At 47.7% G+C, this 16,937-nt stretch carries 14 protein-coding genes and 1 tRNA gene; 5 read left to right on the top strand and 10 right to left on the bottom strand.

The features are described 5' to 3' along the window. From rsmD to serS, 5 genes are all read right to left on the bottom strand, one after another. On the bottom strand, window positions 1-585 hold the full coding sequence (rsmD, locus tag ACJV7B_RS02035; RefSeq protein ID WP_246905603.1) for a 16S rRNA (guanine(966)-N(2))-methyltransferase RsmD: 585 nt from the start codon (window positions 583-585) through the stop codon (window positions 1-3). Window positions 586-1,260: 675 nt separating this feature from the next. Next, entirely contained in the window at window positions 1,261-2,685 is a 1,425-nt protein-coding gene (uriT, locus tag ACJV7B_RS02030) for a uridine transporter UriT (RefSeq protein WP_419388848.1), read from the bottom strand. A 60-nt stretch (window positions 2,686-2,745) separates the two neighbouring features. Next, window positions 2,746-3,684 (bottom strand): uridine-preferring nucleoside hydrolase UriH, encoded by a 939-nt coding sequence (gene uriH / locus ACJV7B_RS02025; protein WP_102694576.1) that lies wholly within the window; start codon window positions 3,682-3,684, stop codon window positions 2,746-2,748. Window positions 3,685-3,903: 219 nt separating this feature from the next. After that, window positions 3,904-3,988 (bottom strand) — tRNA-Ser (locus ACJV7B_RS02020). Between the two features lie 76 nt (window positions 3,989-4,064). Beyond that, on the bottom strand, window positions 4,065-5,351 hold the full coding sequence (serS, locus tag ACJV7B_RS02015; RefSeq protein WP_419388847.1) for a serine--tRNA ligase: 1,287 nt from the start codon (window positions 5,349-5,351) through the stop codon (window positions 4,065-4,067). Between the two features lie 140 nt (window positions 5,352-5,491). On the opposite strand from serS, the gene trxA reads away from it, so the two are divergent. The 3 genes from trxA to ACJV7B_RS02000 all read left to right on the top strand — a co-directional run bounded on the left by trxA (window position 5,492) and on the right by ACJV7B_RS02000 (window position 8,771). After that, window positions 5,492-5,836, top strand: a complete 345-nt coding sequence (trxA, locus tag ACJV7B_RS02010; RefSeq protein ID WP_102694575.1) for a thioredoxin — start codon at window positions 5,492-5,494, stop codon at window positions 5,834-5,836. Between the two features lie 146 nt (window positions 5,837-5,982). Further along, the gene (locus tag ACJV7B_RS02005) at window positions 5,983-6,972 is read left to right on the top strand and encodes an aggregation-promoting factor C-terminal-like domain-containing protein (protein WP_419388846.1); all 990 of its coding nucleotides are present in this window, start codon (window positions 5,983-5,985) and stop codon (window positions 6,970-6,972) included. Window positions 6,973-7,166: 194 nt separating this feature from the next. Continuing rightward, entirely contained in the window at window positions 7,167-8,771 is a 1,605-nt protein-coding gene (locus ACJV7B_RS02000; protein WP_419388845.1) for an MDR family MFS transporter, read from the top strand. A gap of 123 nt (window positions 8,772-8,894) precedes the next feature. Here ACJV7B_RS02000 and miaA read toward each other — a convergent pair whose 3' ends face one another. Further along, a complete protein-coding gene (gene miaA / locus ACJV7B_RS01995) occupies window positions 8,895-9,890 on the bottom strand; it encodes a tRNA (adenosine(37)-N6)-dimethylallyltransferase MiaA (protein WP_308583035.1) in 996 nt (331 codons plus the stop codon). Between the two features lie 115 nt (window positions 9,891-10,005). On the opposite strand from miaA, the gene ACJV7B_RS01990 reads away from it, so the two are divergent. Both ACJV7B_RS01990 and ACJV7B_RS01985 read left to right on the top strand, forming a co-directional pair. Beyond that, entirely contained in the window at window positions 10,006-10,848 is an 843-nt protein-coding gene (locus ACJV7B_RS01990) for a GTP pyrophosphokinase (protein ID WP_004136845.1), read from the top strand. A 153-nt stretch (window positions 10,849-11,001) separates the two neighbouring features. Continuing rightward, window positions 11,002-11,748 (top strand): Bax inhibitor-1/YccA family protein, encoded by a 747-nt coding sequence (locus tag ACJV7B_RS01985; RefSeq protein WP_410314467.1) that lies wholly within the window; start codon window positions 11,002-11,004, stop codon window positions 11,746-11,748. A gap of 585 nt (window positions 11,749-12,333) precedes the next feature. Here the strand turns inward: ACJV7B_RS01985 and tuf are convergent. The 4 genes from tuf to rpsL all read right to left on the bottom strand — a co-directional run bounded on the left by tuf (window position 12,334) and on the right by rpsL (window position 16,719). After that, the gene (tuf, locus tag ACJV7B_RS01980; protein ID WP_004127573.1) at window positions 12,334-13,533 is read right to left on the bottom strand and encodes an elongation factor Tu; all 1,200 of its coding nucleotides are present in this window, start codon (window positions 13,531-13,533) and stop codon (window positions 12,334-12,336) included. 168 nt (window positions 13,534-13,701) lie between these two features. After that, on the bottom strand, window positions 13,702-15,831 hold the full coding sequence (gene fusA / locus ACJV7B_RS01975; protein WP_004135467.1) for an elongation factor G: 2,130 nt from the start codon (window positions 15,829-15,831) through the stop codon (window positions 13,702-13,704). A gap of 42 nt (window positions 15,832-15,873) precedes the next feature. Further along, on the bottom strand, window positions 15,874-16,344 hold the full coding sequence (gene rpsG / locus ACJV7B_RS01970) for a 30S ribosomal protein S7 (protein WP_004127577.1): 471 nt from the start codon (window positions 16,342-16,344) through the stop codon (window positions 15,874-15,876). 3 nt (window positions 16,345-16,347) lie between these two features. Next, entirely contained in the window at window positions 16,348-16,719 is a 372-nt protein-coding gene (gene rpsL / locus ACJV7B_RS01965; protein ID WP_003813881.1) for a 30S ribosomal protein S12, read from the bottom strand. Window positions 16,720-16,937 lie beyond the last annotated feature (218 nt).

The raw sequence follows: 16,937 nt of genomic DNA, 5'->3' as shown, positions 1-16,937 counted from the left end.
TTAGTCGCGAGAAGGCTGAATAAACAAAACAGCAGTTTCGCCGTAATTGCGCGTGTCAAACAGCTCCCAACCCTCAGGAACCGCCGGAGCGACGCTACGCGCGCTGCGTTCAAGCACAATCAGCGTGTCAGCTGCAACGCTAGCAACGCCACTAGTAATCATCGAAGCCAATAAGCTTTCACAATCCGCAGTTTCGTAAGCATAAGGCGGATCAATAAAAATCAGCTCGAACGCTTCCCCACTATAATCTGCAACGAACTGCTCCGCGCGCTTTCGAATCACCCTCATAGAAAGCGCAGAATCCCAAGATTTTGAACTCTGCAAGGTCTTCGCCGTACGAAGTATAAGAGATGCAGCCTGAGCGTTCGCTTCAACCGAAATCAGCTCGCGCGCGCCTCTAGATAGTGCCTCAACTCCTAACGCACCTGTGCCGGCGAATAAATCAAGAACGCGAGCATTGTGCATAACATCCCACGAATCAAGCCTGGAAAATATGGCTTCTTTCGTGCGATCTGTGGTCGGCCGCGTGCAAGATTGCGCCGAAGTAAGTGGCAAAGATTTGAAACGTCCCGCAATAATATGCATACTTCTAGCTTAGCTGTAACCTCAAACGCAAACAAATGCCGCGCATTTTCCTGCAAATGTTCCTGTAGCTTTGCAGTATTGCTCTGCTTACGTTGAGTATTTATTGCTTAAAGAACACTAGCATCATTGCTACTGCACGCATCACACCAGGCACACATACCACACACCAACCCACAGTTTGTTTTGCGACTTTAGTGTACGAATACCAGTGTGGTAGAGATTTGAGATTTTTCGCACTGAGAAAATATTAAAGCAGGTAGTTTGCACCAACACGCAGCTTAATTTTTCGACTTTAGTTGCACTTAGTAAACCACGCACCTGCGTAACTTTCTGCACGAGTCTATGAGTTTTGTGTTGACGGTTAGTGTGTTGAGAGGCTGGAAAAATTGTGTTCAGCAATAAAAGAGGACTGAGGAAGCAACATTGTTAAAAATAGGCGAACACGGCAAAATACTTTAACAGTTAAAGCGACGAAGGACGGGATTTGCGCAAACACAAATTTTCTAGCCTCGTCAAAACCAAAGAACAAAATCAGTTACAAAACTCATAGACGAAAGCCAAGAATAACGAAAATAAACTCGCGCCACAATCTAAGCACTCAAGCAGGTCGTCACGCAACAACAAACGCCGGAGAAAATTCCCCGGCGTTTGCAGTCAAAAACAACACTACTTAACTTACTTATTTACTTCTTCAGGATTCGGGATTAAGAAGGAGCAAGCAAACGCAAGTGCAAGCAACACAATGCCCGCAACCATAGAAGCCATGTATCCGCCTGTTGCACCATTAGTTCCTGCAACATTTGTCATCACAGCGTAAAGAATTGCAAAGCTCAAGCCAGCACCCAAGTTAAACGCTCCAGCATTCATGCCTGGCAAGTAGCCTGGATTATCTTTTGGAGAAAGCACAATACCAAGTCCGTTAAGCATAATGTTGGCAATACCAGCGTAGCTTACGCCCATAGCGAGCGAAAGCACCACAAGAGCCCACACAGAAGGAACTCCAGCAACATAAATGCCAAAAAGCACACCAACCATGCTCAACAAAATTCCCACGCGAAGCACCAAACGGTATCCAAACTTTGCTGCCAAAATACCGGCAATAGGTCCGAACAGGAATCCAATAATTGCGTAAGGTGTAAGCGTTGCAAAGCTCACAACATCAGCACCCAAATGCGCACCAGCCTTCGCATCCTGCGCAAGCTGCGGCACAACGCCGTTCATCAAAGCGAATACGCCAGTCATCGTCAAAAGCGTGCAAGAAAGAAGACCCCACGTGCGACGCTGCTTCATGTAATGCGTAGAAACAAGCGGAGCTGCGCTATTGCCCTCAATCTTCCAGAACACGACGAAGAACACAACAGCCACAACCACAAGTCCTGCAATCATAGTCAAGTTTGCGGAAGCAAGCTTATCAATCTCATTAATTGCAAGATATGCTGCCAAGAACGCAATACCAAGAGTTATAACGCCCAGCCAGTCCATTCGCGGCGTTTCTTCAGCGTGAGATTCATCCGCTGCAAGCACAACCATAACAACTGCAACAACAGCAATACCTGCCATGGTCCAGAATACGGAACGGAATCCATAATTGCCAGCAAGCCATCCGCCAAGAAGGGCGTCAACGCCTGCAATACCGCCGTTTACAGAAGTTAAGATTGCCATCAATCTTGCGTAACGTTTTTCTTCAGCAACGCGAACGCGCAGCATAATCAAGCACATTGGGACCACAGGGCCAGACGCACCTTGCAAAATACGGCCAATCATCAAAATGTTAACGTCTGGAGCAAGAGCTGAAACAACGCAGCCTAAAATCGTAGAAATTAAAATGCCAATAAGCACCTTCTTACGACCAACTAAATCAGCTAATCGCGGCAAAAACAGCGAGAACAAAGCTGCTGCAGTGAAGAATACCGTTTGAGTTAAGCCGATTTGCGTATCAGTTGTGTGAAGCTCTTTTGTCATCGTTGCCAATGCTGGAGACAGCATTGAAGCGTTGAGTTGGAATGCAAAAATTGCCACAAGAAGCGCAGTCATTAGCGCTACGATTGAGCGGCCGCCTTTATCTAACATGGAAGGCGCTGGAGATGAAACCTCAGTCATAATAACCTCGTATCAAAATTTGATAATACTTGGAAAATATCCGCAATAATTCTAGTACAATTAGCCAATACGCTTAAGCGCGTCTACAATCAAATCCCAGAATTTATTGAAATCAAGCTTCGTAGCAACCTGAGTATGGCACTCGGCAGCAGAAGGCTCAGGTCCGCGCAAATCCGCAACTGTCATACCAAGCGTCAAATCACCCTTAATTTCAACGTCAAGCGGGCAGCGACGAGTTTGAACAACACTGTGGTCAATCAAATACGCAATCGTGCAAGGATCGTGCACAGGCGGATCAATAAAGTCCTGATTATTCTGGTATGCCTTGCGGAAGAAGTCCATCAAACCGCTGGCAAACGCGGCAAGAGGCGTGCCGACTGCGTCAATCTTTGCTTGAGCTTCCGGCGTGCAAAGAGCCTGATGCGTTAAATCAAGGCCAACCATTGTAATAGGCCATGCCTCATTAAACACAACGTGTGCAGCTTCCGGATCCGTCTTAATATTAAACTCCGCAACCGCGCTCCAATTTCCAACGTGGTAGCCGCCGCCCATAAGCACGACTTCCTTAACGCGGCTAACAATTCTAGGCTCCATGCGCACAGCCATAGCAATATTCGTAAGCGGGCCGGTTGGAACGAGAGTAATTGTGCCTGGCTCGTGGCTCATAATCGTGTCAACAATCCAATTTACAGCGTGACCTTCGTCCAATGGGCGCGTCGGTTTCGGAAGAGTTACGCCATCCAAGCCAGTTTCTCCGTGGACTGCAGCCGCAACTTCCAGCGGACGAATCATAGGACGATCGCAGCCTGCGTGTACAGGAATATTCGTAGCATGTGCCATTTCCAGCGTTGCGCGCGCATTATACGTGACTTTTTCGAGGCTTTGGTTGCCGCCAACAGTTGTTACGCCAATCAAGTCGATATTCGGATTGCCAAGTGCTAACAAAATAGCCATTGCATCATCATGACCAGGATCGCAATCCAGGATTATTGAAGTCATTATTACTCCTTTGTAAGCTGATTCATTTTTAAGTGCGATGCTATAAGTCACATACATTTTTAAGTGCGACACTAAAATCGCATAACATTTGTTTATACAAATAAACAAATGACCATAAATAAGTATAGCAGGCCGACGCTTTATTGCAATAAGATTTCTGAACAGTACAAAAGCGGCATGAAAAAAGGGTTTCTAGCGATTTGCTAGAAACCCCGTTCGCGGATGAGGCGAGATTCGAACTCGCGGTAGGTTTCCCTACAACGGTTTTCAAGACCGTCTCCTTAGACCGCTCGGACACCCATCCAATCTGTGCGCAAACGCGACTAATACGCTCTTAACGCACAGGGGTTAAGCATATCATTACGCGTGGAACGCGACTCTCACGCTTCCCACTTCGTAGGTTCAATAACTTCCTTACCGCCCATATAAGCCTGCATTGCCTTTGGAATATCAATCGAACCATCTTCATGCTGATGATTTTCCAAAATAGCCACAAGCCAGCGCGTAGTAGCCAAAGTGCCGTTCAAAGTGCTTACTGGACGAGTTCCGCCATCTTCCATGCGTTCGCGCACATTCAAGCGACGAGCCTGATACTCGGTGCAGTTAGAAGTAGAAGTAAGCTCACGGTAGCGACCCTGCGTTGGAACCCAAGCTTCGCAATCAAACTTGCGAGCCGCAGAAGAACCAAGATCGCCTGCAGCAGTATCAATAATGCGGTAAGGCACTTCCACCTTAGCAAGCATTTCCTGCTCCATACCAAGCAACTTTTGATGCTCGGCGCGAGAATCTTCTTGCTTGCAGTAAACGAACATTTCAACCTTGTCGAACTGATGCACGCGAATAATTCCGGAAGTATCCTTTCCAGCAGCGCCAGCCTCACGACGGTAGCAGCTCGACCATCCGCAATAACGCAAAGCACCATTGCTCAAGTCAAGAATCTCATCCTCGTGCATACCAGCCAAAGCAACTTCGGAAGTACCAACCAAATACTGATCATCTGGCTCGCGAAGGCGGTAAATCTCATCCGCGTGAGAATTCAAGAAGCCAGTTCCGCGCATAACTTCTGGGCGCACCAAAGTTGGCGTAATTGCAAGCGTAAAGCCGCGCTCCTCTGCTTGATCTACAGCCATAGTAAGCATTGCGATTTGCAAACGAGCCACAGCACCTCGCAAGAAGTAGAAGCGAGAACCTGCAACCTTTACGCCACGACGCATATCAATGCCAGCAACGCCTGTACCAAGAGTTAAATGATCCTTTGGCTCAAAGCCTTCAGCTGCAAAATCGCGAGGCGTTCCAACCTTATTAACGACCACGTAGTCGTCTTCGCCGCCTTCTGGAGCCTCATCTTCAACGATGTTGGAAAGCTTCCACATTGCGGTTGTGTAGTCGGCAGTAGCTTTTTCGGATTCTGCCTTGTATTCAGCAACCTTTTGAGCCAATTCCTTAGTTTCGGCAATAAGCGCGGCTTTTTCTTCCGCAGGAGCAGACGCAACCTTCTTACCAATCGCCTTCTGCTCAGCGCGAGCAGCTTCAAAAGCCTTAAGAGCATCACGGCGCAAATCGTCATTGCGCAACACTTCATCGACTAGTTCAACAGACTCGCCACGCTTGCGCTGCGATTCCTTAACTACGTCGGCATGTTCACGAATAAATTGAATATCAAGCATGCAACCTAGCCTAGTGCCGCAAGGCGACAGATAAATATATAGATAAGTATGCACATAAATATACACATAAATATGCAAACAAATATGCAGATAAATATATGGGGTATACTTATACAAACGGACTAAAGATAGGAGAAAAAATGGCAGTTATTCACGCAAGCCAGGAAGATTTCATGTCTATTGTTGAGTCTAACGAAATTGTTTTCGTTGACTTTTGGGCAACATGGTGCGGTCCGTGCCGTTCCTTTGGTCCAATTTTTGAATCCGTAAGCAATAATCATCCAGATATCGCTTTTGTTAAAATCGACATTGACGAAAATCAGCAAATAGCCGAAGAAGCAGAAATTCATTCTATTCCAACTATTCAGGTCATAAAAAATGGCGGATTGGTTTGGAATCACCAAGGTGCTATAACTGCTAACGATTTAGAGTTGGTAGTTTCAAAAGCAAAAGAACTTGTGACGGACGACGATTCCGAAGACTAAAATTCATAAACGTTGAAATAACGCCCTTCTCTTTACGTGCTACTAGAATATTAATAACTTTGGTTATTTGCCAACTTGGTTATTCGCATTCAGGCACTTGATTGTGTTATTTGCTTTGATTGCGTTTACTCAACAAAGGGAGATTTATGGCCACCAGTCACCGAAATCATACTGTTACGCTTAGTTCGCTCAGTTTACGTCAGTGGGCTAAGTTTGGTGCGATTATTGTGAGCTCCGTAGCTTTGGTGGCACTCGGCTTTACTTCCCGCGGCTTTTACACTTCATCCAAAGAGCATGCAGCACCTGTTACTTCGTATTCTGCAACTGATTCCACGCAAGTTTCTCGTGGCGCTGCTCGAGATGTTTTCACTAAAGGCGCAACTTCATATATAAACGTTGTTATAAATGGAAATCATCGCACGATTTTAGGCACTAATTTTACCGACGTAAAATCAGTTTTAGACGCTGGCGATATTACTCTTGAACCGCACGATGTTGTAACGCCTTCACTTAACACAAAAGTTGACGAATCAACCGTTATTACAATCAATCGCGCCGGAGCAAAGCTCGAAACTTCCGACGATCCGATTGCTTTTAACGTTGTGAAAAAAGAAACAGCAGCTCTTCCAAAAGGTACTGAAAAAGTGCAAAGCCAGGGCGCTGACGGCGTTATGGAAACAGCAAAAATAGTTACGCGCACAAAAGGTAAAGTTGTTTCTTCCAACATTTTCTCCTCCTACGTAAAGAAAGCTCCAAAAGACAAGGTTATTCTTGTTGGAACTGGCGGCGCTTCGGCAAATCTTGGATTAGCTGCTTCTATTGGAACTACAGTTCCAGCTGGCGAAATGCAGCAATGGGCTCACGACTGGCTTATTTCCAACGGTTATAGCGAAGCAGACTTTACAGCTACAGTGTTCATTATTTCTCATGAATCAGGCTGGAGAGTAAATGCTATGAATCCTTCTGGCGCTTACGGCTTGCCTCAAGCTTTGCCGGGTGGAAAGATGGCTTCTGCGGGCGCTGACTGGGCCACGAATTATCAGACTCAGCTCCGCTGGTTCTGGAATTACTGCAACGGCCGCTACGGTTCTATTCAGGGAGCTTATCAGCACTGGCTTTCCTACCGCAGCTACTGATTTAGGCAATTTTAATTTTTAAATATAATTTGTGCCAAAACGCGTAAGTTTCGCAAGTAGGTGCCGCAAGTCGGTGCCGCAAGTCGGTTCATTACGCTGACTACGCACGCTGACTGCGCACGCTTGTTTAGCGCGCTGATTTTACACATTGGTTTTACACGCTTTTAGCTTTTAGAAAAGAAAAGGATTTTATTGTGGCAATAGCAAATTGGCTATCTTTTGAAAGCCGTAATCTCAGCCATGCTTTGGCAGGAGAAGAAGCATACCGCAATAATCGTCTTACTAAACCTGCACTAATTTCCCTTGCAATTCTTACATTTATTACCTTCATAGGCAATTTTGCGCAACTGCAACTTACGGCAGCTCTTCCAACAATCGTGCAAGAATTTGGCATAAGTGTTACAACAGGCCAGTGGCTAACCTCTATTTTCCAGCTGATTATGGCAATTATGGTGCCGCTTACAGCGTTCTTAACTCGCCGCTTTTCAACGCGTCAAATTGTTATTACTTCCATGCTTCTTTTTACAATCGGCTCAGTTCTTGCGTGGCTAAGTAACGATTTTATGATGGCACTTATTGGCCGCGCTCTAGAAGCGATTGGCACTGGCGTAATGTGGCCTGTTTTGCAAATAACCGTCTTCTCCGTATTCCCTGTTACTAGACGCGGCATGGCCATGGGTAGTGTCGGTATGGCAATGAGCATTGCTCCAGCAATCGGCCCTACTATTGGTGGTTTGCAAACTGATATTAACGGATGGCGATCAATCTTCTTCTCTCTTACGATTATCGGCATAATTTCCGTGATTTTATCGGTTCTTTTCTTGCATAATTTTGGAGAACACGATCCTAACGCTCACGCCGACTTCTTCTCGGTTGGCCTTTCAATTATTGGTTTTGGCGGACTTATGTTCGGCTTCACTAATATTGAAGGATGTGGAATTGCGAATCCGCTTTCTTGGGTTCCTATGGTTGTTGGCGCTTTTGGAATTGCTTGGTTTGTTATAAGACAGTTGATAGCACAGAAGAGTGGGCGTATACCTCTTCTAGGTATTGGCGTGCTTAAGAATCGTTACTTTATGATTGGCACAATTTGCGCATGCTTAACTTTCTTCGCTTTTAGCTCGATTATGGTGCTTATTCCGCTTTATATTCAGTCTGACCGCGGTTTTTCTGCCACGATGAGCGGCCTAATTCTACTTCCAGGTGCTTTTGGAATGGCGATTTCGCAATATTTTGGCGGACACATGCTGGATCGTTTTGGCGTTAGACCAGTTGCAATGGCAGGCTCTATTATTCTGCTTTTTGGCACTGTAATGATGAGTCTTATTGACATGAATACGTGGATTTGGTGGATTTCTATTTGGCAATTCACGCGCCAAATTGGTATGGGGTTCTTGCTTATGCCAATAACAACCTGGTCGCTTAATTGCTTGCGTCCAGAAGAGCTTGGCGATGGTTCTGCAGTAACTAATACTATGCGTCAGCTTTGGGGTGCGATTGGCGCTCCTGTGCTAGTAGTTACTATGACGGTTCTAACAACGTGGCATCATACTGTTACTGGCACCGGTCACGCAGCAGATGTTGCTGCCAGCATTTTTGGCGTGCAATGGACGCTACGTATTAGCGCGATTATTACAGCTGTTATGGCACTACTGGTCATTTTTGGCGTTAAAGGTGAAGGAACAGGATCAGCGCATAACCTTGCGCGCAGGGCAATCAATCGAATGCGCGTTCTGCATATTCCTCACGCAACAGAGCATCACGATGTTATGCACGATCACACACATCATCAATACTAAATAGCTCTCAGGCGACCAAAACTACTCACGACTGAGTCGTTTTGGTCGGAATCTGCCGTAAAAGCGACATAAACTACTCACGACTGCGCTGTTTAGGTCGCCTTTCGTTTTAAGACACGTGATTTACTGCACAAATCCAAGATGATGCTGAGTAGCACCAGAGTCTTCGTTGTCAAACTCCCCCGCATCTGCAGCATCAACCAACGTCATGGCAGCATCAGCAAGATCCGGTCGCAACGCGTCCAACCAGTGGATGCGCGAATCCCTACCAAACCAACCCATTTGTTTGCGCGCTAGCCTACGAGTTTTCTGCGCAATATCCTCAAAAGCCGCATCCTCGCTCCATACGCCATCCAAATAATCCATAATCTGCTGGTAGCCGAGCGCACGAGCCGCCGTAACCCCCAATCGCCCTCGAATTGCACGCACTTCGTCCACAAAACCCTGCTCGCGCATCAACTGCGTACGCAAATTCACACGCTTATCTAAATCGTCACGCTTTAAATCTAAACCAATTTGCAAGCAATCAATCACATACTTATAGCGCGGAAGTGTTGCAGAATAAGGCTTTCCTGTAAGCTCAATCACTTCAAGCGCGCGTATTGTTCGGCGAGGATTGCGCGCATCCATATGAGCTGCGGCAACCGGGTCCTTCCGCTGCAACTCCGCAAAAAGCGCTCCTGCACCCTCTTTGCGCTCGCGCTCCTCCAAGGCCGCACGAATAGTCGCATCCGTACCAGGAAAAGTAATATCATCCACGGCAGCGCGCGCATACAATCCAGAACCGCCAACTAAAATCGGCCTAACACCGCGCGACTGCAGCTCACGAATGCACTTTCTCGCAAGATCTTGAAAACGCGCGACGGTCATAGTCTCCTCTGGATCGATAATATCCAGCAAATGATGCGGCACTTCCGCCTGCTCCTGAGCGCTCGCCTTCGCTGTACCAATATCCATATGCCGGTACATTTGATACGCATCTGCATTGATGATTTCCGCGCGCACTCCGCGTTCAGCTAATTTTTTTGCCAGCGCAATACCAAGACCTGTTTTGCCGGAAGCTGTAGGGCCTACGATTGAGATCACTTTCGGCACGTGATTTTGCTTATTTTCCGCCACGTCACGCTCCTTCAACACGTTACGCTCCTCAACTTACGCGCATACAAATCAGATTTATCTTAAATATTATAGATTAACCTACAGTTTAGCAGTTTCTCGAGTATTATAGAAAGACGTGATACTTGATCGTCATAATCGCGTAAACGCAGCAGAATTGTACGCCCGCCTTCACAGCAACGAAGCAATTAGTGAGCAGGGCGTCGAAAACAATACCTATATAGATAACAATACAAATACGCACGAGCAACACGAACACGAGCACGCTTCGCATAATTGCCCAAACTGCGGCAAATCCAACTCCCCAATGCTGCCGGAAGATCAAATCGACGAATTCGTAAACATGATGCAAGTTTACGAAGGCGCAATGTACGAAATAAGCACAAAGCTTGAGATTCTCGACAGCGAATTCCAGGTGCGCTTCTCTCACGACCCAATTCACCACATGGAGCGCAGACTTAAATCGGTCCACTCTATTTTTGAAAAGCTGCAGCGCCGCAATCTGGAAATTTCTACGCGCTCTATACGCGACAATCTTTTCGACGTTGCTGGCATTCGCGTCATCTGCAATTATTGCGACGACGTGTACTCCGTAGCTCAGTACCTTTCTAAACAAACAGATATTCAGGTGCTGCGAGTCAAGGATTATATTAAAAATCCTAAGCAGAACGGATACCGCAGTTTGCACGTGATTTACGCCGTGCCTGTGTTCTTGTCGTCGGGCGCGCATTATACGCCGGTTGAAGTGCAGTTCCGCACAATTGCAATGGATTATTGGGCTAGTTTGGAACATGCTTTGCGATATAAGTCCGGTTTGCCGGACGCAAAGTTGGCCGAGCACTCGCAGACTTTGCTTGATTGCGCACGCAGTTTGCAAAATATTGAGGCACAGATGCAGGGCATTCACCGCGATATTAACGGCGCTCCTCGCGCTGAAGAAGCACCAAATAGCAGGGCGTAAGAATAGTTGCGTTAAGGCGCACGCACATACTTGCTTTGTGCAAACGTACTAAATTACGTTACAATTTTTAGCATTTTTTAAGATGCATCAGCTAAAATATTATGAGAACGTTGTCTTGACAGCGTTTTATTTCATAGCTGTTAAGGAGAAATTATGACAAACTTTACGCAAGATTATTACGGAGCGAGCGCTCCTGAAGTAATCGACACTAATGCTACTTACGCTTTTGAAAAAGCAAAAAGAATTTCTGTAGGTCGCACTTACGGTGAAATGACAATTGGTCTTGCTGTGACTGCACTAGTTGCAATGTTTACGCAAACCAGTAATTTATTCTTGCAATTTATGCTTGCAACTCGCGGCTGGGGTTGGATTTTGCTAATCGGCGCGCAAATTATCATATCCGTTTTTATGGGCACTCGCATTATGAAAATGAGCACTACTACAGCACGCGTTCTGTTTTACGTTTATTCTGCTCTAACCGGTTTTACGCTCAGCACTATTTTTATGGTGTTTAGCTTAGGTTCGATTGCGCTCGTATTTGCGTTAACTGCAGGATTCTTCCTTTGCTTGACTATGCTTGCGCTTACTACGAAGATGAATCTACTTAAAGCTGGGCCAATTCTTATGGTTGCGCTTATTGCGTTAGTTATTACGCAAGTTATTTTGATGTTCGTCGCTCCTGGTGCGGGCGTATTGCGAATTGTTGCGGCTATTGGAATCCTGATTTTTGCTGGTCTAACCGCTTACGATGCGCAAGCAACTCGCTCGCTTCTTGAGCAGTACGCAAATCAGCCAGAAATGGTAAAGAAGCTGTCGATTTTCTGCGCTTTCCAGCTTTATTTGGACTTCATTAACATGTTCATTTATTTGCTGCAGCTGCTTGGGAATAACAGAGATTAGTAGTTCTGATTTTCTAAACATAAAAACCCTGCTGATTCGTTCGGCAGGGTTTTTATTTATGTGTTCTACTCTCCAAACATGAGACCAGTCGCGCGCATTTGGAGCGCCACACCAGACCAAACCCCTCCAAACGCCGGAAAAATACACGGCAAATGTGGTCAGCCAAGGCAAAAACGACAACAAATGCCAGAGAACTACACGTCGAATGTTTCCCAAACAGGCAACCAGAGACCCTAACGCAGTACGCAATCTGCACTAATGTCCAATAATCTACAATCAGAGGCCCTAACGCAGTAGCCCATCTGCACCAGTGCCCAAAAATGGGCAAAATGAGACACTCGCGCAGAAAACAGGTCGTCGCGCCAACACGAGAACACTGCCCCACATTTGGAGCGCAAAACTGCCTCCAAGCCTCCAAAAGCGAGATGAATTACCCGCATTTGGAGCGATACGCCAGAGCAAACCCTCCAAAAGCGAGCATCAAATCCCGCATTTGGAGCGCACACGAATACAACAAAAAAGACCCCACGAGTTTCCTCGCGGGGTCTTTGTTAAGCCTTAGCTAATATTTTCAGTTAGAAAATACTAGGCAAGAATCTTGGTCACACGACCGGAACCAACGGTACGGCCACCTTCACGAACTGCGAAGGTCAAGCCCTCTTCCATTGCGATGGCCTGGATCAACTCAACAGTGAATGTTGCGTGATCGCCTGGCTGAACCATCTCAACGCCGTCTGGCAAGGTGATAACGCCGGTAACGTCGGTGGTGCGGAAGTAGAACTGTGGACGGTAGTTGGAGAAGAACGGCGAGTGACGGCCACCTTCGTCCTTGGTCAAGACGTAAACTTCGCCTTCGAACTTGGTGTGTGGGGTCACAGAACCTGGAGCAGCCACAACCTGGCCACGCTCAACGTCGGTACGGTTGATACCACGGAGAAGAAGACCAGTGTTATCGCCAGCTTCTGCCTCATCCATCTGCTTGTGGAAGGTCTCGATGGAGGTAACGGTGGTGGTCTGGGTTGGACGCAAGCCAACAATCTCCACTGGGGTGTTGATTGGGAGCTTACCACGCTCAACACGACCGGTAACCACGGTACCACGACCGGAGATGGTGAACACATCTTCGATTGGCATCAAGAATGGCTTGTCAAGATCGTGAGTTGGGGTTGGGATGTACTCGTCAACAGCCTTCATAAGTTCCTTGACGGTCTCTACCCACTTGTCGTGATCTGGAGCGTCATCGTGCAAAGCACCGTAAGCAGAGGTGCGGATGACTGGGCAGTCGCGATCGAAGCCGTTTTCTTCGAGGAGGTCACGGACCTCTTCTTCAACGAGGTCAATAAGCTCTGGGTCATCAACCATATCGCACTTGTTCAAAGCAACGAGGATCTTCGGGACACCGACCTGCTTTGCGAGCAAAACGTGCTCACGGGTCTGAGCCATAGGACCATCGGTAGCAGCAACCACGAGGATTGCGCCATCCATCTGAGCAGCACCGGTGATCATGTTCTTAACGTAATCAGCGTGGCCTGGAGCGTCCACGTGAGCGTAGTGACGCTCAGCGGTCTGATACTCGATGTGTGCGATGTTGATGGTAATACCGCGTTCCTTCTCTTCTGGAGCGGCATCAATCTGATCGAAGTCATACTGAGGGTTCAAATCAGGATATTCGCTGTGCAGCACCTTGGAGATAGCCGCGGTCAGAGTAGTCTTGCCGTGATCAACGTGACCAATGGTACCAATGTTGACATGCGGCTTAGTACGCTCGTACTTTTCCTTTGCCATGTGTTTGTCCTCCTGGACGTCTCGTAGTTTGCTTTACACGAATGTGTAAAGTCTTTCGCTACATATTTACTGGGTTTCTGGGTTAGGTGCCACTTCGGTGCCAGAACCCAGTCAACGTAGAAATTCTAGCGTTGACCGGGGACAGAAAACACCGAAGTAGCGTGCGCTTTATTCGCCGCGCTGAGCCTTAATAATCTCGTCCGAAACAGCCTTCGGGACCTCTGCGTAAGAGTCCATCTGCATGGTGAACATTGCGCGGCCCTGAGTCTTGGAACGAAGATCGCCGATGTAGCCGAACATTTCGCTCAGCGGCACCTTTGCGTCAATAACCTTAACGCCGGTTGCATCAGTCATAGACTGGATGTTACCGCGGCGAGAGTTCAAATCGCCCATGACATCGCCCATGTACTCTTCTGGAGTACGGACTTCGACTGCCATAATTGGTTCGAGAATTACCGGATTAGCCTTTGGTGCAGCTTCCTTGAAGCACATGGAACCTGCAATCTTGAAGGCCATTTCCGAAGAATCGACATCGTGAGTCTGACCGTCGGTGACGGTTGCCTTTACGCCCACAACTGGGAAGCCAGCCAACACACCGGACTCCATAGCTTCCTGCACACCTGCGTCGATGGAAGGAATGAATTCCTTGGTAATGTGGCCGCCGGTAACTTCGTTGACGAACTGGTAAGTTTCGCCAGATTCTGTGTCGAGAGGCTCGAAGTTCATCAAAACCTTAGCGAACTGACCAGAACCACCGGTCTGCTTCTTGTGAGTGTATTCCTGGTTCATAACAGCCTTACGAATGGTTTCACGGTAAGCAACCTGTGGCTTACCAACATTCGCTTCGACCTTGAACTCGCGGCGCATACGATCAACGATAATGTCAAGCTGAAGCTCGCCCATACCGGAAATCAAAGTCTGGCCGGATTCCTCATCGGTCTTAACCTGGAAGGTAGGATCCTCGTCAGAAAGCTTAGCCAAAGCCAAGCTCATCTTTTCCTGATCAGCCTTCGTCTTTGGCTCCACAGCCACCTCGATAACAGGATCTGGGAAGGTCATGGATTCCAAGGAGATTGGGTTCTTTTCGTCGCACAAGGTATCACCAGTGCTGACGTTCTTCAAACCAACGAAGGTGTAGATGTTACCAGCTTCTGCGGAATCTACAGGATTTTCCTTATCAGCGTGCATCTGGAAGATCTTACCAACGCGTTCCTTCTTGGACTTCGTTGAATCGTACACGGAATCGCCTGGCTTAACTTCGCCAGAGTAAACGCGCACGAACACGAGCTTGCCGTAGAACGGATGGGTGGAAATCTTGAAGACCAAAGCTGCGAATGGATCGGTGTTCACTGGCTTGCGGTCAATTTCAACGGATTCGTCGCCTGGCTTGAAGCCCTTAATGGATGGAACATCCTCTGGGCTTGGAAGGAAGTCAACAACAGCATCCAGCATTGGCTGAACACCCTTATCCTTGAATGCAGAACCGCAGGTTACAGGGAAGGCCTTGCGTTCGATTGTAAGCTTACGAATACCAGCGCGCATTTCTTCTTCAGTAAGTTCGCCAGTTTCGAGATACTTCTCAACCAATTCGTCGTCAGCTTCAGCAACCTGATCCATGAGTTCAGCACGATACTCTTCTGCACGATCCTGCAAATCTGCAGGAATGTCAACGGTGTCGTAGTGAGCACCCATATCGTCCTTAACGTCATTCCAGACGTAAGCCTTCATACGAATCAAGTCAACAACGCCAGTGAAGTCGTTTTCAGCACCGATTGGAAGCTGAATAACGAGTGGAGTTGCGCCGAGCTTCTCCTTGATGGTTTTGACGGAGTAGTAGAAGTCTGCGCCAAGCTTATCCATCTTGTTGATGAAGCAAATACGTGGAACGCTGTACTTATCTGCCTGACGCCACACGGTTTCAGACTGAGGCTCCACGCCTTCCTTACCATCGAAGACTGCAACAGCACCGTCGAGAACACGAAGGGAACGTTCCACCTCAGCGGTGAAGTCCACGTGGCCTGGGGTATCGATGATGTTGATCTGATAGCGGTCATCAACGTCGTGAGTCTGACGCTTCCAGAAGCAGGTGGTTGCAGCAGACTGAATAGTAATACCGCGTTCCTGCTCCTGAGCCATGAAGTCCATGGTAGAAGCACCATCATGAGTTTCACCGATCTTGTAATTCTTACCAGTGTAGTAAAGAATACGTTCGGTTGTAGTAGTCTTACCAGCATCGATGTGCGCCATGATGCCGATGTTACGAACCATATTCAGGTCGTTAAGCACATCTTGTGCCATATTCTTATCCTTAGCTCTTTAAGATACCGATTATCTTGTGGATTACCAGCGATAGTGAGCAAAAGCCTTGTTTGCTTCTGCCATCTTGTGGGTATCCTCGCGGCGCTTCACGGAAGCACCCAAGCCATTGGAGGCATCGAGAATTTCGTTGGCCAAACGCTCAGCCATTGTCTTCTCACGACGAACGCGGGAGAAGTCAGTAAGCCAGCGAAGGGACAATGTGTTTGCACGAGCAGGCTTAACTTCGACTGGAACCTGGTAGGTTGCGCCACCGACGCGGCGGGAACGAACCTCGAGGCTTGGACGAATGTTATCGAGAGCGCGCTTCAAAACAGAAACTGGCTCCTGCTCGGTCTTTGCCTTCACCTGCTCAAGAGCGGTGTAGACGATGTTTTCTGCGATGGACTTCTTACCATCGAGAAGGATTTTGTTAATCAACTGAGCCACGACGGTCGAGCCGTAGATTGGATCAGGAAGCAACTGATGCTTTTTTGCAGGTCCTTTACGTGACATGTTTTACTTCGCCTTCTTTGCTCCATACAGGGAACGACCCTGCTTGCGGTCCTTGACACCCTGGGTATCGAGCGCGCCACGCACGATGTGGTAACGCACACCTGGGAGATCCTTCACACGGCCACCGCGCACAAGCACAATGGAGTGCTCCTGCAAGTTATGACCTTCGCCTGGAATATAGGCGGTTACTTCAATACCCGAGCTGAGGCGCACACGAGCAACCTTACGAAGCGCGGAATTTGGCTTCTTAGGAGTGGTGGTGTACACACGGGTGCACACGCCACGACGCAACGGGCTACCTTTCAAGGCCAAAGTCTTTGACTTCTTAGGCTTGGCCTGACGTCCCTTACGGACGAGTTGTTCAATCGTAGGCAACTTAAGTTCTCCGATTCATTGATATGTTCTGTTTGGTGAAAACCGCCACACTGCAGCACACCTTAAACCTGAATCGGTTAAAAGAGTAAAAGCCACAGTCCACCGGCCCGATGGCCCTTGCGCCTCCAGTCACGCATTACTGCGCGCTATCTTTGGCACTTGGGATATCCCAACCTACACGCCTATCACATAAGGCATGCAGTTGGCACACACGAATT

Origin of the sequence: Gardnerella bretellae, assembly GCF_048545135.1 — a bacterium.
GTDB classification, from domain to species: Bacteria; Actinomycetota; Actinomycetes; order Actinomycetales; family Bifidobacteriaceae; genus Bifidobacterium; species Bifidobacterium greenwoodii.
This window is presented reverse-complemented; position numbering and strand designations above follow the sequence as displayed.